The following is a 21,144-nucleotide window of genomic DNA, read 5'->3' as shown; positions in this document are numbered from 1 at the left end:
CTTGATCATCGGTTGACGTGCATTGTTATGAGCGGTGACACGTGGCGGGGCGAATCACCGGTTTTCGTTCAATTCGCGACTGTGCCGAGCGCTTCTGCCTCGAAGGGCTGCCCGCGCAAAAGGGCCATGTCACGACTCGGCGCGGTGCCGAACAGGCGGCCGTATTCGCGGCTGAACTGCGAAGGGCTTTCATAGCCGACCGCAAACGCTGCCCGCGACACATCGAGGCGCTCGATCAGCATCAGCCGCCGGGCTTCGTTGAGCCGAAGCCATTTCTGGTACTGCAGCGGACTCATGCCGGTGAGCTGGCGGAAATGATGGTGAAAGGTCGGCGCGCTCATCTGTACCCGCGCGGCCAAATCATCGATGCGCAGGGCATCGGTGTAGTTGACCTTGAGCCAGTCGATCGCCTTGGCGATGCGATAACCCTGACCGTCGACGGCAGTGATCTGCCGCAGCCGCGGGCCTTGGTCGGTGTGGAGCAGTCGATAGTGAATTTCTCGCAGAATCAGCGGTGCCAGGACCGGGATCGCCTCGGGTTCATCAAGCAATGCCAGCAAGCGATCGAGCGCGTCCTCCAACGCTGACGACAGGCTGCCAATCGCAGCGCCCGTACCCGTTGATGGCTGGCGTTTCGCGGGCAAGCCGCTCTTGGTAATGACCTCGGCAAGCATGCTGACATCCAGTTTCAGCACAAGGCCGACACAGGGCTGTTCGGGACTGGCGAGCATCACTTCGGAGTTGGCGGGCAGGTCCAGCGACGTGACCAGAAACCGCGATGGGTCATAGCTGTAGCCCTCACCACCGACCCACAAGCGCTTTTCGCCGCGACCCACGAGAATCAGGCTGGGCTCGATCATGCACACAGCGGGGGGCGCCGGCTGGTCGCGACGAAACAGCGTCAGTCCGGGTATGGCCGTGGCGAAGTCACCCGGCGTGCTCAGGCGCGGGTCGATGTGCAAGGCCAAAGGCGATTCCTGGGGCAGAGAGGGCGGGTTCATGTCGGGTCACTCCTGTTGTCCGAACTCTAATCCGCGCGCGAGACGTTTCCTATCCGTCAGCCTGCATCGCCAGAGGATCAGGCAAGCATTCAAGAGGAATGCGCTAGGGAAGGGCCGGATTGACCGGGAGAATGTGTCTATCTGTTACAGGGGCAGTGCCCGCATAGACGAAGAACCGCTGACCCCTGCGCATCACATCCATACGTATTCCGCTCTACAGGTCTTTCTCATGACGTTTCCTTCTACAGATCCTTCTAAAAGAACAGGCGGCTGGAGCGCCGTGCTGGCGATGTCGTTGGCCGCGTTCGCCCTGGTCGCTTCAGAGTTCATGCCCGTCAGCCTGCTGACGCCCATCGCGGCTGACCTGCACATCACCGAAGGTCAGGCAGGGCAGGGGATTTCCGTGTCCGGTGCCTTTGCATTGATCACCAGTCTGTTGATTGCCTCGGTCGCCGCTCGCATCGAACGGAAGAAATTGTTGTTGGGCCTGACCTTGCTGATGATCGTCTCCGGTACGGTCGTCGCGTTCGCCCCGGGCTACGCGTCATTCATGTTTGGACGTGCCTTGATCGGGATTGCGATTGGTGGTTTCTGGTCACTATCGGCGGCGACCGCCATGCGTTTGGTGCAACCTGATCAGGTTGCCCGTGCGTTGGCCATCGTCAATGGTGGTAACGCTCTGGCGACGGTCATCGCCGCTCCGGCGGGCAGCTTCCTTGGCTCGTTGATCGGCTGGCGCGGCGCATTCTTCTGTGTGGTGCCGGTCGCAGCGTTGGCAGCCGTGTGGCTGCTGATCAGCCTGCCGTCCTTCAAGGCCGAACGCCAGGCAGGTAGCGGCAATGTCCTGCGGCTGATGAAGCAGTTGCCAGTTGCTTTGGGCATGGTCGCCGTCAGCGTATTTTTCATGGGCCAGTTCATGCTGTTCACGTACCTGCGGCCCTTTCTTGAGGGCGTGACTGGCGTCAGTGTCTCAACCTTGTCGTTCATGCTGCTGGGGCTGGGGCTGGCCGGTTTTATCGGCACCTTTTTGATCGAGCGGTTTATGGGGCGCAGCCTCTACCGCACGTTGACCATCATCCCGCTGATCATGGCGGCCATCGCGCTGGCGTTGGTCAGCTTCGGCAAATCACCGCTGCTGACCGCCGTGTTGCTCGGAATCTGGGGGCTGGTCGCCACGGCCGCGCCGGTTGGCTGGTGGATGTGGCTGGCGCAGACGCTCCCGGATGATGCGGAAGCCGGAGGCGGCTTGCTGGTGGCCATCGTCCAACTGGCGATCGCCGCCGGCGCAATCATTGGCGGTCTGGCCTTTGATTTGAGCGGCTACAAAGCCACCTTCGAGCTTAGCGCCGCTGTCCTGGTCGCCGCGTCTGTGCTGGCCTGGCTGGCCGGGCGCAATACCACGGAAGTTCATCTTGTCGAGTCGAACGCGACAGCCTGACGAGATTACATTCAACCCGTTTCGCCCTAGGGCTCAAGCATCAAACTGCGCCAAACGATAACGGGCGGTTCAACCCGCGTAACATCCGGTTGCGGCGCTTCCTGTTCCTGCACCTCTGGCGAAATCACCTCGGCTGATGACCGCTCAAGCAGTAAAAGCTGTGCAGTTTCTGTGGTCGACTCATGAGTCGGCGGCGTGGTCATTTGAGCGCAACAACGACCTTGCCCTTGGCGCGTCCCCGCTCAACGTACTTCAATGCCTCGGCCGTTGATTCAAAGGGGAAGGAGCGATCAACCACAGGTTTGATGATTCCGTCCTCCACGAGCGCGGTGATGCGTTGCAGTTGAGCGCCATTGGCCCGCATGAACACGAACGCGTAGCTGACATCCTGCTTGCGCGCTTTGCGACGAATGCCAAGGCTCAACAGGCGCATGACTTGCTGCAATGGCCAGGACAACCCTTGCTCCCTCGCGAACTGCACAGTGGGTGGGCCCGAGATGGAAATGAGTTGACCACCGGGTTTCAGGACCACGAGTGATTTCTCCAACACGTCGGCGCCAAGGCTGTTCAGCACCACGTCGTAGTCACGCAGTACATTTTCGAAGTTCTGCTGTTTATAGTCGATGACTAGATCGGCCCCCAGCGCCTTGACCCATTCGACATTGGCGGTGCTGGTAGTTGTGGCGACAAACGCACCGAGGTGTTTGGCAAGCTGAACCGCAATGGTGCCGACGCCGCCAGAACCTGCGTGAATCAGCACTTTCTGGCCCTTTTGCAGCCGGGCGGTTTCAACCAGTACTTGCCAGGCGGTCAGTGCAACCAAGGGCAGGGATGCGGCTTGTGCCATGTCGGTATTGGCGGGTTTCAGGGCGACCGCGTTTTCGTTCACGGCGATCAATTGGGCGAAGGTCCCGATCCGCGCTTCGGGCGGGCGAGCGTATACCTCGTCTCCCGGTTTGAAGCGTGTCACCTGCGGGCCGACTTCAACCACAACCCCCGCCAGGTCATTACCCAATATCAACGGAAAGGCGTAGGGCAGAATCAGCTTGAAGTCGCCTTTGCGGATCTTCGAATCCAGCACGTTGACACTGCTCGCATGGACCTCGATCAAGACGTCGTGGGCACCGACGGCGGGGGCGGGCGCTTCGCCAATGCGTCCGGGATTCTTGCCATAGCCATCAATCAGAAATGCTTTCATCGTGGTGCGACTCTTGCTGGTTATACGGAGGGTAGTCGGTGGGGTTGCGGTGTTGCTGCGTGACGTGGTCACGCATCGAGAAACGCCTGCGCCTTGGCCACAAAGTCGGCGTGATGCTGGAAAATCCCGCCGTGCCCGGCATCCTCATAAATCACCAACTGTGCGTTGGGGATAAGCCTGGCCAGCTCAAATGAGTTAACGCTGGGCACCATGAGGTCGTTGTCGCCGTTGACGATTAGCGTCGGCGTGCGCAAGTGCCCAAGCGCTTGCCGCTGTTGTCTGCCCCACGCGGTGATGGCTCTCAATTGCCGCAGGAAGGCGCGGGGCGTCGGGCCCTTGTCGCGATTTTTTTTGCGTGCCTTTAGGCGTCTTAAATACTGCGAGGCAGACCGTCGCCCATTGGCCGACGAGGTGAAGAAAAGGTAGAACTTGGGATCGCGCAGGGTCAGCAAGCCTTTGAGGATCAATGGCCATGATACTGTGCCGACCTTGTCGATGCCGGTGCCGCCCGCCGGTCCAGTACCGGTCAGAATCAACCGGCGTACCAAGTCAGGCGCCTTGAGGGCAATATCCTGAGCGACGAAACCTCCGAGGGAGAAACCGAGCACATCCACGGTTTTCAGCCCCAGCGCCCTGATCAGCTGGATGGCATCGTCGGCCATTTCGCTCACTGTCAGTGGCGCGGTTCCCCCCGAGTTGCCGATGCCGCGATAGTCGGTGGTGATGACGCGTCTGGTTTGCGCCAGGCCATCGATGATCGCGGGGTCGAAGTTGTCCAGTACTGCACCCCAATGGTTGAACAGTACCAAGGGCATGCCGGTCGCGGGCCCGGTATCGCGGTAGGCGAAGGGAATGCCGTTGACCGTGATCGACTGGTTCGCCGCGTCAAGAAATGGCGTCGGCAAACCCGAGCGGGAATTTGTCTGCATTGAACTCATTGTCACTCCGGACAGCGGGCAGGATTCGATGCAATGCCGTGTGCCTGCATCGAATCTGCCGCGAATGCTCGCTAGCAAAAAAATCACTGTGGCGTCTGGTAGCGTTGGGCGACCGCAGACTGGCGGATTTGCCCCAGCAGGCCCTGGCGTGCGCCCTGCAGGTCATCCCAGCGCTCAGCTTCGTGCAGCGGCGGGATGGTCACAGGTTCGCGACGATCGAAGCCGACCAGTGCGGCATCCACCAGATCACCCACTTCCATGATTTCGCTCAGGGTATTGATGTCGACGCCGGAGCGATCCCAGATTTCGGTGCGGGTGGCGGCGGGCAACACGGCTTGCACGTAGACGCCCTGAGGCGAAAGCTCCAGGCTCAGGCCTTGGGAAAGGAATAGCACGAAGGCCTTGGTCGCACCGTAGACCGTCATGCCGAACTCCGGCGCCAGACCCACCACCGAACCGATGTTGATGATTGCGCCGTCGCCGGCCTTGGCCAGGCGTGGGGCGATGGCGCTGGCGAGCCGCACCAGCGCTGTGGTGTTGAGGGCGACCAGTTGCGCAACGCTGTCGGTGCTTTGGTCGACGAAGTGGCCGGACAGCGCAGCGCCGGCGTTGTTGACGAGAACGCCGATGCGGGCGTCATCGCGCAGGCGGCTTTCAACGGTGTTGAGATCGCCGAGTTGGGTCAGGTCTGCGGGGATGACATCGACGGCGACGTCGTGCTCGCTGCGCAAACGCGCTGCCAGTGTGTCCAGGCGAGCCTTATCGCGGGCGACCAGTACCAGATCGTGGCCACGTTGCGCGAAGCGTTCGGCGTAGACGGCGCCAATGCCGGTGGAGGCGCCGGTGATGAGAACAGTAGGGCGAGTGCTCATGGGGTATCTCTCTTTCAGGAGGTGAGAAACAGAACGCGCTCAGCTTGCGCTGACGCTTGATTCAGCCAGCGTCGGGTAGTCGATGTAGCCCGCCGCGCCGCCGCCATAGAGGGTGGCGGGATTGAACGCGGACAGCGGCGCGCCCTGCTTGAGGCGCTCCACCAGATCCGGGTTGCCAATGAACGGGCGACCGAAGGCGATCAGGTCGGCCTGGTCTTCGGCGAGCCGCGCGTTCGCCAGGTCCAGGTCATAGCCGTTGTTGGCGATATAGGTGTTTTTGAAGCGCTGGCGCAGGGCACCGAAATCGAAAGGGGCCACGTCGCGCGGGCCGCCGGTCGCGCCTTCGACCATGTGCAGATAAACCACACCGAGGGCGTCGAGTTGCTCGACAACGTAATTGAATTGCGCCTGCGGATCGCTGCTAGACACGCCATTGGCCGGCGACACGGGAGACAGGCGCACGCCAGTGCGATCCGCGCCGATCTCGTTGATGACAGCCGCCGTCACTTCGAGCAACAGACGCGCACGATTTTCAATCGAGCCGCCGTAGGCATCGGTCCGCAGATTGGCGTTGTCCTTGAGGAATTGATCCAGCAAGTAGCCGTTTGCACCGTGAATCTCCACGCCATCGAACCCCGCATCGACCGCGTTGGCCGCAGCCTGGCGGAAATCGGAGACGATCCCCGGCAGTTCGCTGGTTTCCAGGGCGCGGGGTTCGGAGACGTCTTCAAAGCGGTTGTTGACGAACACTTTGGTCGCGGCACGCAGCGCAGAAGGGGCCACCGGTGCGGCGCCGTTTTCTTGCAGGTCAACGTGTGAAACGCGGCCGACATGCCACAGCTGCAGGAAGATTTTTCCGCCCTTGGCGTGGACGGCATCAGTGACTGTGCGCCAACCGTCAATCTGTGCCTGGGTGTAGATCCCGGGGGTGTCCTGATAACCCTGACCCTGTCGGGAAATCTGAGTAGCTTCGCTGATCAGCAAGCCGGCGCTGGCGCGCTGGCTGTAATAGGTCGCCGCGAATTCGCTCGGGACAAAGCCCTGGCCCGCGCGGTTGCGTGTCAGCGGTGCAAGAACGACGCGGTTCGACAGGGCGAGACTGCCTAGCGTGTAAGGGGTGAACAGAGTCTGTTTGGTCATCTGATGAATCTTCCGTGCCCGTGGATGGAGATCGGTGGGTGTGAAATTAGGATGATGATCGAAATCTAAACTGTCAACGGTTTTGATTATGGTCGACATCTATGTATCATCGGACGCAGGAATTCCCGCTGAACACGAGGTATTGCACGTGAGAGTGACCAAGGCCCAGGCGCAGGCCAATCGAGAACACATCGTTGAAACGGCCTCAGAGCTGTTCCGTGTGCGTGGTTTTGACGGCGTCGGTGTAGCGGACCTCATGGCGGCTGCCGGTTTCACTCATGGAGGCTTCTACAAGCACTTCGGTTCGAAGGCCGACCTGATGGCCGAAGCCTCGGCCTGCAGTCTTGGCAAATCGTTAACAGGTGCCCAGGCGCTCGACGTGCCCGGTTTCATCAACGTCTATGTGAGCAGAGAACATCGCGACGGACGCGGCAGCGGTTGCACGATGGCCGCACTGTGTGGCGACGCGGCGCGTCAGACGGACGATGTGAAAGCGACGTTTGCTGAAGGCATTGAACGCACCTTGCAAACCCTGGGGGGAAAATATCCGACAGGGCCGGATGCCGCAGAGGGTGAGGGGAGAAAGAAAATGATCGACCTGCTGTCGCGTGCGGTCGGCGCGATTATTTTGTCGCGTGCTTGCCCCGATGACTCCGCACTTGCTGATGAAATCCTTGAGGTGTGCCGGGCAGAAATGCTTGCTTCATTGCCGGTCGAGGACGTGGAGCCGGAGTAGATAGGGCGCTCACTCAAAGCGTAGTTTCAGTAGAAGTGCGATGTTGATGCAGGGAACAGAAAACCAATTTGAGTCCAAAACTATGGATCACGAATGACGGGTTGCGATCGTTCGTGGGCGGCTGCTATCGGCCGGCCCTTGATGATCTTCGTGATGTTCATGGCGCACTTCCTTGCCCGGGTGAGCGGTGGTTTACGCAGTCAACAACCCTTTCGCCTCGGCTTCATTCCGACATTGCTTCCGGAGCTGACGGGCCGACTCGATGGATTCCTGCTTGGTAATAGCCTTCCTATCGGCACCGGATTTAACGAACTCGCCGCGCAGCTTCCTGCATCGGTAGGTGGCGATTTTTCGGTTCTCGATCTGAGGAATCGGACCGGCCATGGCCTACCTCTTCAATTCCGCTGGCCGGCAATTGCGGCCAGGTCTGTCGGTGACCTCCAGTCGGGCGCTGTCCTCCGTTACCGGATGCGCCGCATAGGGTTATGGCAAAATGATGTCGGATCGGTTAACTTTTGCGGCTCGGCATGAGGCCGAAGGGAGATCAAAATGGCCGTTGTTCGTGAAAGTGCCTTACAAACTGCCCTCATATCTGTGCTGATCGCATCAGAAAGGTTTGGTGTAAATCTTGATGACTTGGTTGCTCACGCGCTTTCAATGACCAAGAGCTGCCCCCGTGAACCTTCGGTATCGGACTTTATTCCGACCCGTGCAAGCATCGAGTTGCAGAATGCCTATGATGCTGTTTTGAGGGGAAAGAGCGAGCCACTCAAGCAGGCATGAGTCCAGGCACGGCAATTTTGTCGTCAGGCTCTGGCGGATCAGGCGGCCGGCGCAGAATCGTGAATCACGTCCATCTGTGCCGCACCGTCGAGCCATGCCGCCGCTATCCGCTGTTCGGCCATGGCTGCATAGTCCGGGTTTAGTTCGCACAGGATCGATTTTCGGCCTTCCTGTATGGCGACCACCGCCTTGATCCTGCCACGGGCGCTGTCTTGACTATAGGTGCCATGCCCCCAGCCAACGCCGTTTGGCTTCCTGGCCACCGCTTTCATATTTCCGTTGCTACTCGGCAGGGTTTCTTCCTGGCCTATCTGCGCGTCGACGCCGTCATCCCGCAACTCGAAGTAGGGCGGTCTGGTCAAACAGCACTGCTCTGACTGGTCGGGCAGAGTCCACATCATGTCGATGCAGTCACCGATCAATATAGGGTGGGAAGGGGCCATGGGCTGCTCCAGGTAGACCTATGAGGCTGGCGTATTGGCGTTTTATTCGGGAATGGTCTATTTCTTGATAGCTGGCATTAAGCTTGGATAAAGAGAAGTAAAAATGCTCGGGCGATAGACCAAGAGTTTGCGTGTGGACAGGGCGCCTGGCCGGCTGTTATATCAAGTCAGGGGTTTTTAGGGGGTAGACAGCTCTCATCATCTAAATTGATGGCGAACTGACGGAACCCGATCTATTTAATCTAGGTGTCTCGTCTTCCTGGAGGGCGATTTACTCAGCCTGTGAGTTTGGATGAATCGTGTAACTTAAATGGAGTTTTCTATGAGATTAATAGGTTTTCACGCTACTAGATCTGGACATAGGGCATCTTTGACAAGCGGTCTGAGAGTCGTGCCAGGGGCTTGGGATCATGCATCAGGCGGGGAGTTGGGAAGTGGATTTTATGTAATAAAATCCTTTAAAAAAACACCGGCCCTTTATACTTATGGATATGGGATTGCTTCTACTGTTGTTCCTCAGGAGGGAGTTGATATATGGGCTGTATATTGCAATCGAGAGTTGGTCGATATGGAGAGCTTTGCGGTTCCAGAAGCTCAGCAGTGGCAAAACATACCTGCGGACTATTGCAATAATTATGATTGGCTGTCGAATGCCAGTGAAAACCCAGCTGTGCAGATCAAATTCAACCCTAGGGCTTATCGTTATCTAAAGATTGAGTTGACTCAGGTGTTGACTCTTGAGCAGGCTGAAGATTTAGTGTTTGGTCCGTGATCGGTTTTATATTTATATGCTGGTCTGTTTTGGGTATGGATTAGATCAATCAATACGTGTTTCAGTGCGTGGATGTTTCTGGCCTCGTTTTTGTTCCGTTATCCCACGTTGGGGACTTTGACCGAGGCGCCGCGCCTGGCGAAGACCACGGCGTCGGTTCGGGTCTCGCCGGGCTGGTGGCTGAATGCATTGTTCGTCGCGTCGTCCAGCCACGTGTGCCGGTGACCGACATTCTGGCCATGGCTCAGCAACCCAGAAATGTGCGGCGCCGCTCACATTTACGAAATATGGCGCCACTGTAACCGTGGGAAATTCGATCAGCGGGCCGCCCTGCGCCCAGTCCGTGCAGGGTGGGCCGCGATTTTGGGGTTAGTTGTTACTCTCGATTGCCTTAACCAAATAGGGTGCAACATATCGAGATCCATCGAAATTTAGATGGCTGTTATCGCTATAGAGCAAGCGTCCATCCTTCGCCAGATAGCAGCGATTTTCATCGCAAAGCTTGGTGGAAAGATCGAGTATTTTAACTTGCGGGAAGTCATTGGTTGCCGCTTCTACAAGCGCTTTGTAATCTGCGAAAGGCTGGTTTTTGTCGAATTGCTCGCGCGGGAAGGAGCAGCGATCAGTGTTCTTTGTAAGCCTGAAAGGGCGTTCGGTACACGCTGAGGGCGCGTAGGGCAGGACTGGGTTATCCAGCAAAACAATGATTTTTTTGTTTGCTTGCGTCAGTGCCGAGAAAGTCCGCTTCATTCCTTCAGTGAGAGCTTTCTTATAGTCGCCATTGGAGGGATCTCTCATGTCAGTGGCATCTTGATAAGAGCAAATCGGAAGGTGAGCCAGAATAACGACTTTGATTTTCGGGTCGTCAATTATGTAGTCATACGCGCGGTTTATAAGCTTGTAGGCGCCTTTCCTGACTTTCTGAGCATTTTTGTCTTGCTGAGCAGTGGCGACATCAATATAGGGCGCCGCACAGCTGGCTGCAAATACCGCAACCCCTTCGCTTGGCTTCAGCAGCTCGCTAATACCCAGAAATAGGTGGCCAGCATGAGAGTCGCCAACAATGGCAACGGAGTTGTCTGCCTCTCTCTGGAAACGGCAGGCATTGTCCGTGATGCTAGTCCAATCCGGGAACCGTTTTTCACAGTTTGCCTGTGACAGAGCCATGGTTTGATAACTCTTTGTCAAGGCCATGGTTTGAGTCTCGTCAGCACTGCTTTGGCTGACAAGGCCCTTATAGCCAATGGCCCCCGCCACCAGCATGACTGAAACCAGTGCGACGACTTTGCCCAATCTGCGGTTGCTGCTGCGGAATGGGGGTTCAACAAACTTGTATGTGAGCCATGCAAGTCCGATTGCGAGCAGTACTGCAGCCAGTCGTATTTCTCGGCCAGGCTCGTCGCTCTGAACAATCCTTGCAAACGACAGCAGTGGCCAATGCCACAGGTACAGCGGGAAGCTGATCAGACCGATAAATACCGCTAGTTTATTCGAAAGCAGGAAACGGTTGACGCGTGCTTGCGGACCCGCAGCAATCAACAGGACAGCTCCGGTAACCGGTGCAAGTGCAAACCAGCCGGGAAACGCGTCAGATTTATGGACAAACAACATTGCCCAAACAACCAGGGCGAAACCAAGTACACCAGCCAGATCATCAAGCAATGCACGAAGTGGCGTCCGCGCTGTTGCCCCGCCGCCTTGAAGAGCGAGCCATGCCAGGATACTCCCTGCAAGCAGTTCCCATGCGCGACTCGGTAGCAGGAAGAATGTCGCAACAGGATTGCTGGTGACATGGGTGATATTGATGGCAAAGGACACAAGTGCGATCACGATGGTCACAGCCAACATGTTTGCGCGCAGTTTCCATGCTCCCCACAGCACCAGTGGCCAAATCAGGTAGAACTGCTCTTCAATAGCCAGAGACCAGAGATGTAACAGTGGTTTAAGTTCTGCGGCAGTGTCGAAATAACCACTTTCACTCCAGAATGCAAAGTTGGCGATGAACGTGGCGCCAGCAGTCACATGTTTGCCAAGTTGTCGATACTCATCATCGAGCAGTACGAGTTTGCCTATTATCAAACAAGATGCCAGAACAACGATTAGCGCGGGGAATATTCGACGTATCCGGCGAGAGTAGAAGTCGCTGAAGCTGAATGTGTCTTTTGCGAGACTTTTAAGTAGTATCGTACCGATCAGAAAACCGGATATCACGAAGAATACATCGACACCAACAAACCCACCGGGAAGTAAAGACGGGAAAGCATGGTAGATGACAACACCCAGAACGGCCAGGGCGCGCAGCCCATCAATATCCGGACGGTATTGGATGTTCGGATTACTCATAATTTTCCTATTGGTTTCAAAGCAGCTTGCCGTGATGGGGGGGAGATTCTAAAGAGTCGCTGCATGAATATTCAACTCTCCCAGCGTTTGGCTCGCTGATGATCCTTTCGATGACTTGTCTCGTGGAGTGGACTTGCACGCTATTTTTCATGCGAGCCCCTTTTGCCTTGCAATAATCATTCACCCCTTTTTCTACCGTTTGTTCACTTTAGAGACTTCCAGACTTCGGTCGAAGCGGTGCGCTTGGCATAAGCGCTGAAGTCGTTCGCAGGCCGCCCCAAAGCTTCGGGCCTGTCAGCTCATAGAGTTTTGCGGTGTGACCCGCAGCTGTGAGGGCCTGCACGGCGACACTCTGCGGTTGAATGTGAGTTGCCCTCATAAAAGTTGCGACGGGGTGACGGGGCGTTTCCGGTGCTGTCTGTAGATTCAAATGGTACTGGCACGATGAGTTTCCAATTGAGGCGTACAAAAACTCACCATAGCATCGGCAGATCTGCACAGGGGTAAACGCATCCGCAAAAAGGGCCGGGCAGGCCGGCCCGTTGTGAGGGGATGTCTAGACGAAGGCCTGGCCGGTAAAGCCCCTTGGCAAACGCTGAAGACCTGCCATGGCCGTCAGGCGGTCGATCCATTCAGAACGCCAATTTGATTCGTGGTGTGACGCCTTGGCATGACGCGCGGCCCGTCGTGCGGCATTGCGCTGGTCCTTGCGTGCATCCTTATAGGCTTCAGTATTGCGGCAGCTGCGGCATTTGACGCGATTGAGCTCGGAGCTCGCGCTGAGATTGTTGCCCTTGTGACCACAGGCAAGATGCCCGTCGACTTTGAAATGAGTGACCATGAGACGTCTCCTTGGTGACGTGTAAAGGGTTTGACCTTTCACCACCAGAGACGTTCTTTGTAACTGACCACACGCAAATCAGCGGATTACCGGAAACGTGGCAGCGGCCGATCGACAGGTTTTAGCGATGACAGGGTGCTGCGGATCAGCGGAGTGTCCTTTTCAATGTCGTTCAGACGGTCACGGATACGCAGGGCGGTCGGGTGCCCGCCTTGATGATCGACCCAGTCGGCGATCTCTTTGCAGGCCGCGGCGAGGCGCGCCTCCCGGGCCTCGAGCAAGGTAAGAAGCGTGGTGATGGACTCTCTTTCGGACATGGGACACCTCCGTTCGGTAAACCGCTCTGAGGCAGCAAAAAGCCCGCGAAGCGCGAGCTCTCTGCCGTTGGGGCGCTGCTCCTTCAGCTCGTTTGAGTATAGACCCGTAAATGACAGCTATCAGCCGCAAGACTCATCGACGGTTACTCGGGCGCTGGCGGCATTGAGCCGCAGGCATTCTTGCCGGGCGTCTTCCTCGAGATCGTAGCCGTCGCCGATGAAGCCGCCGGTGCGGGTGTCGCTGATGCGATACCAGCCAATGGCTTCGGCAGGCTCATGAAGACTTTCTCCGGCGCGGCGACCGTGAATGATGATCTTGTTGCAATGCTTCACGACGAATATGTCTTCCATGGCGTCACCGCAGCTGATGCGTGTCAGATCAACTATAGAAGCCCTGACCGATCATGCAAAAAATACACAGCTCAGTTTGTCGGCTGGAGCAACCAGCCTGAGGGGTGCCAGTGCAGGTTGTGCGTCGGGCGCAACGCTTTTCGGAATTTCTGGTCGTGTGAAACCACAACAATTGCTCCCGGAAATGTCTGCAAGGCCTGTTCAAAAGCTTCAACAGACGGCAGATCCAGATGATTGGTCGGCTCGTCGAGCAGCAACAGTTGTGCGGGCTTTTCCCTCCACAAGGCCAGCGCCAGTGCCGCTTTCAGTCGTTCGCCACCACTCAGTGAACCGCAAGGTTGCGTGGCGCGCCGGGCATCGAGCTGCAACTGAGCAAGGTAACTGCGCAGAGTGCCTTCACTCAGCGTCGAGCCTTGAGCTGTCAGCTGTTCAGTGATGGAGTGCTGCTCGTCCAGCAGATTCAGTTGCTGATCGAGAAATGCGCAAGGCACATGAGTCGTGCAATGTCCGCTGACAGCTTGCAGCTCCCCCGCGAGCATTTTCAGCAAGGTGGACTTGCCGCAGCCGTTTGGGCCACTGACAGCGATCCGCATCGGACCGCGCAACCAGAAGCTCAGTCTGCTTGTCGGCGCATCAGGCGGCAACCAGGGCAAACCTGCATCAATCACTGTACAGACCTGGCGCGCGGTCGGCACGCTGCTGCCCGGCAGGTTGACCAGCACACAATCCTCGGGGGTTACCTTGGCGTAGGCATCACGCACCTGAGCATTCAATTCGGATTTGCGTCGCTCATGTACAGAACGGACATGACCCATGATTTCGCGGGCGGCGCCCTTGATGGCGACGCGTTCGAAACTGGCGATGTTGGCCGTATCGGCATTGCGACTGGAGGTGGCCGCGTGTCGCTGTATGGTGTCGTGCTCGCGCCGCAACCTGATCTGTTCACGATGGCGTTCGCTCCTGGCCTGATCGAGGCGAGCCTGCGCGGCCGCTTGATGAGTTTTCTGCTGCTCTCGAAACGCCGAGTAGTTGCCACCAAACTCGTTCGCGCCTGCGGCGGTCAGCTCGACCGTGCGCTGCATGCAATCAAGCAATTGCCGATCATGACTGATGACGATCAACCCGCTTCGCCAACGTTCGAGCATGCCCAGTAGCCATTGCCGGCCGACAGCATCCAGGTGGTTACTCGGCTCATCGAGAATCAACAGAGAGGTGTGGTTTAAAAAGGCGCCAATCAGCGCAATGCGGGCCTGCTGACCACCACTCAGATTGCCGACCCGGTCGTCAAAGCCAGTCTTTGCCAGCCCTGCGTCATCCAGCAACCGTCGCAGGCGCTCTGCGAAATCCCATTGTTCGCCGACAATGTCGAAATCCTCGATTGAACCCTCGCCCTCGCTCAGACGATCAAGTGCCAGAAGAATGGCTGTGCTGCCTGTTGCGTCGGCGACTGTCAGGTCGGCTGGTACGACAGGGTTTTGCTCCACGCAGGCGGTTGTCACGGAGCGGACCACGCTCCCGTTGGTTGGCTGTAAACGCCCGGCGATCAAGCGTCCCAGTACGCTTTTGCCGACGCCATTGCGCCCGACGATGGCGGTTGGGGTGTGGTCGAATTTCAGATTGAGTTCATTGAAAATCGTCTCGCCATTGGCGAACTGGAAACCCAGTTGATTCAGGGAGACGAGGGCAGGCGTACGCGAGACGTGAGTCATCGGCACCTCCAGAAAATGTCGTGAACACTGACACGCGCCTTGAAAGGCGTGTCGCGATTACATTTTTGAAGGCTTAGTTGTTCACTTCTGCGGTCATCCCGAGGAGGAGAAAGCCGCAAGCCTAGCCAAAACGTCTGCAGGGTTCAAGGTGCGGTTGCCATGTCGGCCATTCGCTCAAGAAACATTGCCAGGGCGACTTCCTCTGCGCGCAAGCCCTTGCGCACCCGGGGCCTTGGAAGTTCAGCCAGCGCGCCCAGCATGAACTGCTCGACCACAGCCGGGTGGATGTAGCACTTGCGACAGACCGCCGGCGTATTGCCCAGTTGCCGGGCGACGCCCTTGACCATCTCCAACACATGGCGCTTGGCCTCGGTTTCCGACGCCCATTGCAGCTCTCGCAATACCGCCAACGCCAGAGCACTGCCGGCCCAGGTGCGGTAGTCCTTGGCGGTGAAGTCTGCGCCGGTGAGGGTTTTCAGGTACGAGTTGACGTCTTGTGAACTGACGGTGTGCCGCTCGCCATTTTCATCCAGATACTGAAACAGATTTTGCCCCGGAATCTCCAGGCAGCGCTTGATGATTCGCGCCAGTCGCCGATCCTTCACGGTGATCTGATGCTCGATGCCGCTCTTGCCCCGGAACTGGAACAGAATCGCGCTGCCATTGATCTCAACGTGCCGACTGCGCAATGTGGTGAGGCCGTATGACCGGTTATCCCGTGCGTATTGAGTGTTGCCGACACGGATCAGCGTGGCGTCAAGCAGTGTGATGACCGTGGCCATGACTTTGTCGCGGCTGAACCCCGGTGCTGCCAGCAGCGCTTCCAGTTGTTTGCGCAGCTTTGGCAACGCCATGCCGAACTCGCGCAGGCGCGAGTATTTGTCGGCATCGCGCACTTCACGCCAGCGTGGGTGATAGCGGTATTGTTTGCGCCCTCGAGCATCGCGGCCGGTGGCTTGCAGATGACCGCGAGGATCGGCGCAGATCCACACATCGGTATAGGCCGGCGGCACGGCCAGCGCATTGAGGCGTTTGACTTCATCGGTATCGACGATTCGCTGTCCATGGGGGTCGAAGTAACAGAACTTGCCACGCAGCTTCTTGCGTGTGATTCCGGGTTGGGTGTCATCGACGTAATGCAGGTCCGAAGGCAACACTTCGGTCAGCGTGGCATCGGGCATGGCGGATTCCTTTGCGGCGGTCATCTGTTACAGCGATTGACCGCATGCCCTGCCAGTCGTGCGAACCGATTCAGGCCAGAACCGCGACTGCCTTGATCTGCGCCCACAATGCCTGGCCCGGATGCACGCCCAGTTGATCCCGCGAGTACCGTGTAATCCGCGCCAGCAGCGGCGTGCCACCGGCGTCAAGGCGAATCAGCACATGCGCGGCATTGTCGGCAGGCATCTCGCTGACCACCCTGACCGGCAGTCGATTGAGAATGCTGCTGTGTTCGGTGTCGTGCAGCGTCAGGCTGATATCGCGGGCCTGTACTTTGCAGCGCAGTGCCTGGCCGACGTCCATCGGTGCATGGGTCACGCGAATGCCCAGCAATGTGTCGGGCAATTGCAGGCAGAGCAACTGGTACTCGTGATCGTAGGAGATGACGTGCCCCTCGATGATCACTCCGGCGTCATCGCCCATCGCCAATGGCAGGTCCAGTCGGGCGAGGGTTTCCCCGATCGGGCCACTGGCCAATGCTTTGCCGTCTTCGAGCAACACCAGATGATCGGCCAGACGCGCCACTTCATCCTGAGCGTGGCTGACGTAAAGAACCGGTATGTCGAGCTCGTCGTGCAGGCGTTGCAGGTAAGGCAGGATTTCACGTTTGCGCTGACTGTCGAGAGCTGCCAGAGGTTCGTCCATCAACAGCAATTTCGGACTGGTCAGCAAGGCGCGGGCGATGCCGACTCGCTGACGTTCGCCGCCGGACAGGTGCTGCGGATGACGTTCCAGCAAATGGCCGATCCCCAGCAGTTCGGTGGCTTGCGCCATGTCGACCCGGCGCTGGGTTCTTGCGATGCGTTTGAGGCCGAATTGCAGATTGGCCAACACCGAAAGGTGCGCAAACAGGCTGGCTTCCTGAAAGACATAGCCGAGCGAACGTTTGTGGGGCGGGACGAAAATACTGTTATCGCTGTCCTGCCAGATTTCATCGTTGATTCTGATGAAGGCATGGGGAGCCCGTTCAAGTCCGGCAATACAGCGCAGGCAGGTGGTCTTGCCCGAACCGGACTGCCCGAACAGCGCGGTAACGCCACGCCCGGGCAGGCTTAGATCGACATCCAGGCCGAAGCCCGACCAGGCGAGTTTCAAGCGTGCTTCTATCATCGGTCAGCTCCAGCCTGAGCGCGACTTGCGGCTGGAATAGAGTGCCAGCAACACCAGGAACGAAAACACCAGCATGGCCCCGGCTAGCCAGTGTGCCTGCGAGTATTCCATGGCTTCGACGTGGTCGTAGATCTGTACCGAAACCACGCGGGTCTTGTCAGGAATATTGCCGCCGATCATCAGCACCACGCCGAATTCGCCCACGGTATGGGCGAAACCGAGGATTGCCGCGGTAACGAAACCCGGACGCGCGAGCGGCAGGATCACGCTGAAAAAAGTGTCCCAGGGATTGGCGCGCAAGGTGGCGGCCACTTCCAGTGGGCGAGTGCCGATGGAGGAAAAGGCGTTTTGTAACGGCTGCACCACAAAAGGCATGGAATAGAGCACCGAACCGATCACCAGCCCGGTGAAACTGAAGGTGAGCGTGCCAAGCCCCAGCCACTGGGTGAAATGGCCAAGAAAGCCATTCGGGCCCATTGCCAGCAACAGATAAAAACCGATGACGGTTGGCGGCAGCACCAAAGGCAAGGCGACGATGGCTCCGATGGGGCCGCGCAGCCAGGAACGGCTGCGCGACAACCACAGGGCAATCGGAGTGCCGATGACCAACAGGATCGCAGTGGTCAGAGACGCCAGTTTCAGGGTCAGCCAGATCGCCGCGAAATCGGCATTCGTCAGCGACATTTAAAGCTGATAACCGTAGGACTTGATGACCGCAGCGGCTTTCGGGCCTTTGAGGTAATCAACCAGCGCCTTGGCAGCGGCGTTCTCCTTGCCTTTGTTCAGGATGACGGCGTCCTGCTTGATCGGGTCGTGCATGCTTGCCGGAACGATCCAGGCCGAGCCGTTGCTGACCTTGCCATCCTTGTAGATCTGCGAGAGGGCGACGAAGCCCAGTTCAGCGTTGCCAGTAGCAACGAACTGGTAGGCCTGGGTGATGTTCTGACCCTCGACGATCTTGGCTTTGGTCGATTCAGTCAGTTTCAGCTTTTCCAGCACCTGAGTGGCAGCCAGGCCATAGGGCGCGGCTTTCGGGTTGGCAATGGACAGGTGCTGATACTCGTTTTTCTTCAGAACCTCGCCTTTCGCATCGACGTAACCTTCTTTAGCCGACCACAGCGCCAGGGTGCCAATGGCGTAGGTAAAGCGCGAGCCTTTGACGGTGTCGCCTTCTTTTTCCAGTTTTTCCGGGGTGGTGTCGTCAGCGGAGAGGAATACCTCGAATGGCGCGCCGTTCTTGATCTGGGTGTAGAACTGCCCGGTGGCACCATACGCGGCAACCAGTTTGTGCCCGGTGTCTTTTTCGAAATCGACGGCGATTGCCTGGATCGGTGCAGTGAAGTTGGCCGCGACGGCGACCTGCACTTCTTCGGCCTGAACAGCGCCAACGGCGAATACCGCAAGCAGGGAGGCCAGGCAGGCAGGGGCAAAACGTGAGGCACGAATGGTCATGTAACAGCTCCGTTGTTGGCAGGTGCAGCGGGCAGTTGTTGTTAGAGGGGTAGACTGCGCCGATACGAGGGTCTGGCCCGCTATATATCTGAATATATAGCGAAATGCCGCTAAACGGAAAGTACTGGTTTCACATCAGGTGAGGGCGCGCAGCCTCTCACCCGATTGCGCTGGTTATCGAGCCAGTTTCGCCAGCGCGCCTTCAGCCAGTTGCCGGGTCAGTTCGGCGCTGCTCAGTTCCTTGCCCAGCGTGAACGCCTGGCCCGCCCACAGGTTGCTGAAGTCTGCTTCATCCTTGGCGCGCAGAGGCATCAGGGCGCCGCCAGCCAAGGGAAATGCGGGTGCCTTGCCCGACATCGGCCCCAGTTCGCGCATCACCCGGTTCATGATCCCCCGTGCGGGACGCCCGGTGAACAGGTTGGTGACCGCCGTTTCGCTTTCTTTCGCTGTGCGCAACGCCTTGTGATGGGAAGCGCTGACTTTCGCCTCCGGAGTGAACAGGTAGGCCGTACCGACTTGCACCGCCGACGCGCCGAGCATGAAGGCGGCTGCAACCCCTCGTGCATCGGCGATCGCGCCGGCAGCGATCACCGGCACTTTGACCGCGTCGACGATTTGCGGAACGAGGGCAAAGGTTCCGACCTGGCTGCTCAGGTCATCGCTGAGAAACATGCCTCGATGCCCGCCGGCCTCATAGCCCATGGCGATGATTGCGTCGCAACCGTTCTGTTCCAGCCAGATGGCTTCGTCGACTGTAGTCGCCGACGACAGGATTTTTGCCCCGGTGGCCTTGACCCGATCCAGCAGGGATTTTTCCGGCAGGCCGAAATGGAAACTCACCACTTCAGGACGAAACTCTTCCAGCACTTCGCAGGCTGCTGCATCAAAAGGCGCACGATTGGAAACCGGTGTGGGAGCGTCGAAATCGGCACCGAGTTCGCGATAGTAAGGTTCCAGCAGATTCTTCCAGTCCCGTGCCCGCTGCTCATCGGGAGTCGGCGGCTGGTGGCAGAAGAAATTGACGTTGAAGGGTTTGTCAGTGCCCTGGCGGATGGTCTTCAACTCTTCGCGCAGTTGCTCGATGCTCAACATTGCCGCCGGCATCGACCCCAGGCCACCTGCGTTGCACACGGCGATGACCATCGAAGACTGGGTGGCACCGGCCATCGGGCCCTGGATGATCGGCAGTTCGATGCCAAACAGGTCGAGAATGCGGGTATCTGGCCATTGGCTCATTGGAAAAGACTCCGAAAGACAAAACAGGGCTGGACGCTCGAGCCGGTTTTTTACCAGCAAAAGCGGGTCGAGGGCCAGCCGGGATTGTGGCTTCACGGTAATTCCGGTCAACGCCGACGCAATCCGCCACCTCCGCAGGAGTGGTTCATGAATCACCCGCCGGTTGCAGCGATTGGCGGAAAGTCGAGTGGGGCAAAATGTTGCGGTGTGCTATTTGAATGCCACAATCCCAGAATCCTTCCCCAGAGAGGCAGCCATGTTCAACGGCATTCTGATCGACAAAGACGACACCGGTTATCGCGCCAGCCTGCAGGAAATCGGCGAGCAGCAACTGCCCGAGGGCGATGTGACCGTGCGTGTGGCTTACAGCACGCTCAACTTCAAGGACGGACTGGCGATTACCGGCAGCAGTCCGGTGGTGCGCAAGTTCCCCATGGTGCCGGGGATCGATCTGGCCGGTACGGTAGACGTCAGCTCGCATCCGGACTACAAGGCTGGCGATCAAGTGTTGCTCAACGGCTGGGGCGTGGGAGAAAGCCACTGGGGCGGCCTGGCCCAGAAGGCGCGGCTCAACGGCGACTGGCTGATCCCGCAGCCCGAAGCGTTTTCCCCGGCACAAGCCATGGCCGTTGGCACGGCCGGTTACACCGCGATGCTGTGCATCATGGCGCTGGAACGTAACGGCGTGACGCCGGAGCAGGGTGAAGTACTGGTCACCGGCGCCAATGGCGGAGTCGGCAGCTTTGCCATCGCGTTGTTGCACACGCTGGGCTATCGGGTGGTGGCCTCCACGGGGCGGATCTCGGAGCATGCGTATCTTCAACAATTGGGCGCCAGCGAAATCATCGATCGCGCAACCTTGTCCGAACCGGGCAAACCATTGGCCAAGGAGCGCTGGGCGGCTGTCATCGATTCGGTCGGCAGCCATGCCCTGGCCAACGCCTGCGCCAGTACCCGCGCCGAAGGTACGGTAGCGGCCTGCGGTCTGGCTCAGGGTATGGATTTCCCGGCGTCGGTGGCACCGTTCATTCTGCGCGGGGTGACGCTGGCCGGGATCAACAGCGTGACTCAGCCGAAGGCGCGACGGATCGAGGCCTGGGAGCGTCTGGCCAAGGATCTGGACTTTTCCTTGCTGCCTCTGATCAGTCACGAGATCGGCCTCGGCGAAGTGATTGAAGCGGCTCCGAAATTGCTCGCCGGCCAGTTGCGCGGACGGGTTGTCGTGGACGTCAATCGCTGACTG

General features: G+C 58.3%; 21 protein-coding genes and 1 pseudogene. 6 read left to right on the top strand and 16 right to left on the bottom strand.

Annotation, left to right across the window (positions count from 1 at the left end):
• Positions 1 to 68 precede the first annotated feature (68 nt).
• Complete coding sequence (locus tag NE357_RS15205; protein WP_169430570.1) at positions 69 to 1,001, bottom strand: AraC family transcriptional regulator; 933 nt, start codon at positions 999 to 1,001, stop codon at positions 69 to 71.
• Between the two features lie 229 nt (positions 1,002 to 1,230).
• Here NE357_RS15205 and NE357_RS15200 point away from each other — a divergent pair, with 229 nt between their 5' ends.
• The gene (locus NE357_RS15200; protein WP_169432652.1) at positions 1,231 to 2,439 is read left to right on the top strand and encodes an MFS transporter; all 1,209 of its coding nucleotides are present in this window, start codon (positions 1,231 to 1,233) and stop codon (positions 2,437 to 2,439) included.
• 199 nt (positions 2,440 to 2,638) lie between these two features.
• Here the strand turns inward: NE357_RS15200 and NE357_RS15195 are convergent, their stop codons facing one another.
• The 4 genes from NE357_RS15195 to NE357_RS15180 form a co-directional block, all read right to left on the bottom strand.
• Positions 2,639 to 3,637, bottom strand: a complete 999-nt coding sequence (locus tag NE357_RS15195) for an NADP-dependent oxidoreductase (RefSeq protein WP_169430569.1) — start codon at positions 3,635 to 3,637, stop codon at positions 2,639 to 2,641.
• Positions 3,638 to 3,705: 68 nt separating this feature from the next.
• Complete coding sequence (locus NE357_RS15190) at positions 3,706 to 4,575, bottom strand: alpha/beta fold hydrolase (RefSeq protein ID WP_169430568.1); 870 nt, start codon at positions 4,573 to 4,575, stop codon at positions 3,706 to 3,708.
• Between the two features lie 83 nt (positions 4,576 to 4,658).
• Positions 4,659 to 5,447 carry an SDR family NAD(P)-dependent oxidoreductase gene (locus NE357_RS15185; protein WP_169430567.1) on the bottom strand — a complete coding sequence of 263 codons (789 nt, stop codon included), beginning with the start codon at positions 5,445 to 5,447 and terminating at the stop codon, positions 4,659 to 4,661.
• A gap of 39 nt (positions 5,448 to 5,486) precedes the next feature.
• A complete protein-coding gene (locus NE357_RS15180) occupies positions 5,487 to 6,587 on the bottom strand; it encodes an alkene reductase (protein ID WP_169430566.1) in 1,101 nt (366 codons plus the stop codon).
• 148 nt (positions 6,588 to 6,735) lie between these two features.
• On the opposite strand from NE357_RS15180, the gene NE357_RS15175 reads away from it, so the two are divergent.
• The 3 genes from NE357_RS15175 (at position 6,736) to NE357_RS15165 (ending at position 8,106) form a co-directional block, all read left to right on the top strand.
• Entirely contained in the window at positions 6,736 to 7,323 is a 588-nt protein-coding gene (locus NE357_RS15175; RefSeq protein ID WP_169432651.1) for a TetR/AcrR family transcriptional regulator, read from the top strand.
• A gap of 93 nt (positions 7,324 to 7,416) precedes the next feature.
• Positions 7,417 to 7,854 carry a hypothetical protein gene (locus NE357_RS15170; RefSeq protein WP_169430565.1) on the top strand — a complete coding sequence of 146 codons (438 nt, stop codon included), beginning with the start codon at positions 7,417 to 7,419 and terminating at the stop codon, positions 7,852 to 7,854.
• 18 nt (positions 7,855 to 7,872) lie between these two features.
• Positions 7,873 to 8,106, top strand: a complete 234-nt coding sequence (locus tag NE357_RS15165; RefSeq protein ID WP_169430564.1) for a hypothetical protein — start codon at positions 7,873 to 7,875, stop codon at positions 8,104 to 8,106.
• A 38-nt stretch (positions 8,107 to 8,144) separates the two neighbouring features.
• On the opposite strand, the pseudogene NE357_RS15160 reads toward NE357_RS15165, so the two are convergent.
• Positions 8,145 to 8,294, bottom strand: a pseudogene (locus NE357_RS15160) (DNA-methyltransferase); the annotation flags it as partial.
• A 577-nt stretch (positions 8,295 to 8,871) separates the two neighbouring features.
• Here NE357_RS15160 and NE357_RS15155 point away from each other — a divergent pair.
• Complete coding sequence (locus NE357_RS15155; RefSeq protein WP_169430562.1) at positions 8,872 to 9,321, top strand: hypothetical protein; 450 nt, start codon at positions 8,872 to 8,874, stop codon at positions 9,319 to 9,321.
• 369 nt (positions 9,322 to 9,690) lie between these two features.
• On the opposite strand, the gene NE357_RS15150 is transcribed toward NE357_RS15155, so the two are convergent.
• The 10 genes from NE357_RS15150 to NE357_RS15105 all read right to left on the bottom strand — a co-directional run bounded on the left by NE357_RS15150 (position 9,691) and on the right by NE357_RS15105 (position 19,901).
• Complete coding sequence (locus tag NE357_RS15150; RefSeq protein ID WP_169430561.1) at positions 9,691 to 11,664, bottom strand: acyltransferase family protein; 1,974 nt, start codon at positions 11,662 to 11,664, stop codon at positions 9,691 to 9,693.
• Between the two features lie 556 nt (positions 11,665 to 12,220).
• Positions 12,221 to 12,505 carry a hypothetical protein gene (locus NE357_RS15145; RefSeq protein ID WP_169430560.1) on the bottom strand — a complete coding sequence of 95 codons (285 nt, stop codon included), beginning with the start codon at positions 12,503 to 12,505 and terminating at the stop codon, positions 12,221 to 12,223.
• Between the two features lie 86 nt (positions 12,506 to 12,591).
• Positions 12,592 to 12,822 carry a hypothetical protein gene (locus NE357_RS15140; protein WP_085710047.1) on the bottom strand — a complete coding sequence of 77 codons (231 nt, stop codon included), beginning with the start codon at positions 12,820 to 12,822 and terminating at the stop codon, positions 12,592 to 12,594.
• Between the two features lie 120 nt (positions 12,823 to 12,942).
• Complete coding sequence (locus NE357_RS15135) at positions 12,943 to 13,173, bottom strand: hypothetical protein (protein WP_169430559.1); 231 nt, start codon at positions 13,171 to 13,173, stop codon at positions 12,943 to 12,945.
• A gap of 71 nt (positions 13,174 to 13,244) precedes the next feature.
• Positions 13,245 to 14,882, bottom strand: a complete 1,638-nt coding sequence (locus tag NE357_RS15130) for an ABC-F family ATP-binding cassette domain-containing protein (protein ID WP_169430558.1) — start codon at positions 14,880 to 14,882, stop codon at positions 13,245 to 13,247.
• A gap of 143 nt (positions 14,883 to 15,025) precedes the next feature.
• Positions 15,026 to 16,063: a DNA topoisomerase IB gene (locus NE357_RS15125; RefSeq protein WP_169430557.1), complete on the bottom strand. Its 1,038-nt coding sequence runs from the start codon at positions 16,061 to 16,063 to the stop codon at positions 15,026 to 15,028.
• 70 nt (positions 16,064 to 16,133) lie between these two features.
• The gene (gene modC / locus NE357_RS15120) at positions 16,134 to 17,213 is read right to left on the bottom strand and encodes a molybdenum ABC transporter ATP-binding protein (protein WP_169430556.1); all 1,080 of its coding nucleotides are present in this window, start codon (positions 17,211 to 17,213) and stop codon (positions 16,134 to 16,136) included.
• A 3-nt stretch (positions 17,214 to 17,216) separates the two neighbouring features.
• Positions 17,217 to 17,897, bottom strand: coding sequence for a molybdate ABC transporter permease subunit (gene modB / locus NE357_RS15115; RefSeq protein WP_169430555.1), 681 nt, complete (start codon positions 17,895 to 17,897; stop codon positions 17,217 to 17,219).
• Positions 17,898 to 18,665, bottom strand: coding sequence for a molybdate ABC transporter substrate-binding protein (modA, locus tag NE357_RS15110; RefSeq protein WP_169430554.1), 768 nt, complete (start codon positions 18,663 to 18,665; stop codon positions 17,898 to 17,900).
• Positions 18,666 to 18,839: 174 nt separating this feature from the next.
• Positions 18,840 to 19,901 (bottom strand): NAD(P)H-dependent flavin oxidoreductase, encoded by a 1,062-nt coding sequence (locus NE357_RS15105; protein WP_169430553.1) that lies wholly within the window; start codon positions 19,899 to 19,901, stop codon positions 18,840 to 18,842.
• Positions 19,902 to 20,157: 256 nt separating this feature from the next.
• Here NE357_RS15105 and acuI point away from each other — a divergent pair, with 256 nt between their 5' ends.
• Positions 20,158 to 21,141 (top strand): acrylyl-CoA reductase (NADPH), encoded by a 984-nt coding sequence (gene acuI / locus NE357_RS15100; RefSeq protein WP_169430552.1) that lies wholly within the window; start codon positions 20,158 to 20,160, stop codon positions 21,139 to 21,141.
• Positions 21,142 to 21,144: the final 3 nt, after the last annotated feature.

The organism is Pseudomonas sp. G7(2022), from assembly GCF_052660475.1.
Note: the sequence above shows the minus strand (reverse complement) of the source record. Positions and strands in the feature narration are given on the sequence as shown.

Bases quoted from the DNA above. Each gene is read 5' to 3' on its own strand.
- NE357_RS15205 (WP_169430570.1), bottom strand. From the start codon at position 1,001: ATGAACCCGCCCTCTCTGCCCCAGGAATCGCCTTTGGCCTTGCACATC.
- NE357_RS15200 (WP_169432652.1), top strand. From the start codon at position 1,231: ATGACGTTTCCTTCTACAGATCCTTCTAAAAGAACAGGCGGCTGGAGC.
- NE357_RS15195 (WP_169430569.1), bottom strand. From the start codon at position 3,637: ATGAAAGCATTTCTGATTGATGGCTATGGCAAGAATCCCGGACGCATT.
- NE357_RS15190 (WP_169430568.1), bottom strand. From the start codon at position 4,575: ATGAGTTCAATGCAGACAAATTCCCGCTCGGGTTTGCCGACGCCATTT.
- NE357_RS15185 (WP_169430567.1), bottom strand. From the start codon at position 5,447: ATGAGCACTCGCCCTACTGTTCTCATCACCGGCGCCTCCACCGGCATT.
- NE357_RS15180 (WP_169430566.1), bottom strand. From the start codon at position 6,587: ATGACCAAACAGACTCTGTTCACCCCTTACACGCTAGGCAGTCTCGCC.
- NE357_RS15170 (WP_169430565.1), top strand. From the start codon at position 7,417: ATGACGGGTTGCGATCGTTCGTGGGCGGCTGCTATCGGCCGGCCCTTG.
- NE357_RS15165 (WP_169430564.1), top strand. From the start codon at position 7,873: ATGGCCGTTGTTCGTGAAAGTGCCTTACAAACTGCCCTCATATCTGTG.
- NE357_RS15155 (WP_169430562.1), top strand. From the start codon at position 8,872: ATGAGATTAATAGGTTTTCACGCTACTAGATCTGGACATAGGGCATCT.
- NE357_RS15150 (WP_169430561.1), bottom strand. From the start codon at position 11,664: ATGAGTAATCCGAACATCCAATACCGTCCGGATATTGATGGGCTGCGC.
- NE357_RS15145 (WP_169430560.1), bottom strand. From the start codon at position 12,505: ATGGTCACTCATTTCAAAGTCGACGGGCATCTTGCCTGTGGTCACAAG.
- NE357_RS15140 (WP_085710047.1), bottom strand. From the start codon at position 12,822: ATGTCCGAAAGAGAGTCCATCACCACGCTTCTTACCTTGCTCGAGGCC.
- NE357_RS15135 (WP_169430559.1), bottom strand. From the start codon at position 13,173: ATGGAAGACATATTCGTCGTGAAGCATTGCAACAAGATCATCATTCAC.
- NE357_RS15130 (WP_169430558.1), bottom strand. From the start codon at position 14,882: ATGACTCACGTCTCGCGTACGCCTGCCCTCGTCTCCCTGAATCAACTG.
- NE357_RS15125 (WP_169430557.1), bottom strand. From the start codon at position 16,063: ATGCCCGATGCCACGCTGACCGAAGTGTTGCCTTCGGACCTGCATTAC.
- modC (WP_169430556.1), bottom strand. From the start codon at position 17,213: ATGATAGAAGCACGCTTGAAACTCGCCTGGTCGGGCTTCGGCCTGGAT.
- modB (WP_169430555.1), bottom strand. From the start codon at position 17,897: ATGTCGCTGACGAATGCCGATTTCGCGGCGATCTGGCTGACCCTGAAA.
- modA (WP_169430554.1), bottom strand. From the start codon at position 18,665: ATGACCATTCGTGCCTCACGTTTTGCCCCTGCCTGCCTGGCCTCCCTG.
- NE357_RS15105 (WP_169430553.1), bottom strand. From the start codon at position 19,901: ATGAGCCAATGGCCAGATACCCGCATTCTCGACCTGTTTGGCATCGAA.
- acuI (WP_169430552.1), top strand. From the start codon at position 20,158: ATGTTCAACGGCATTCTGATCGACAAAGACGACACCGGTTATCGCGCC.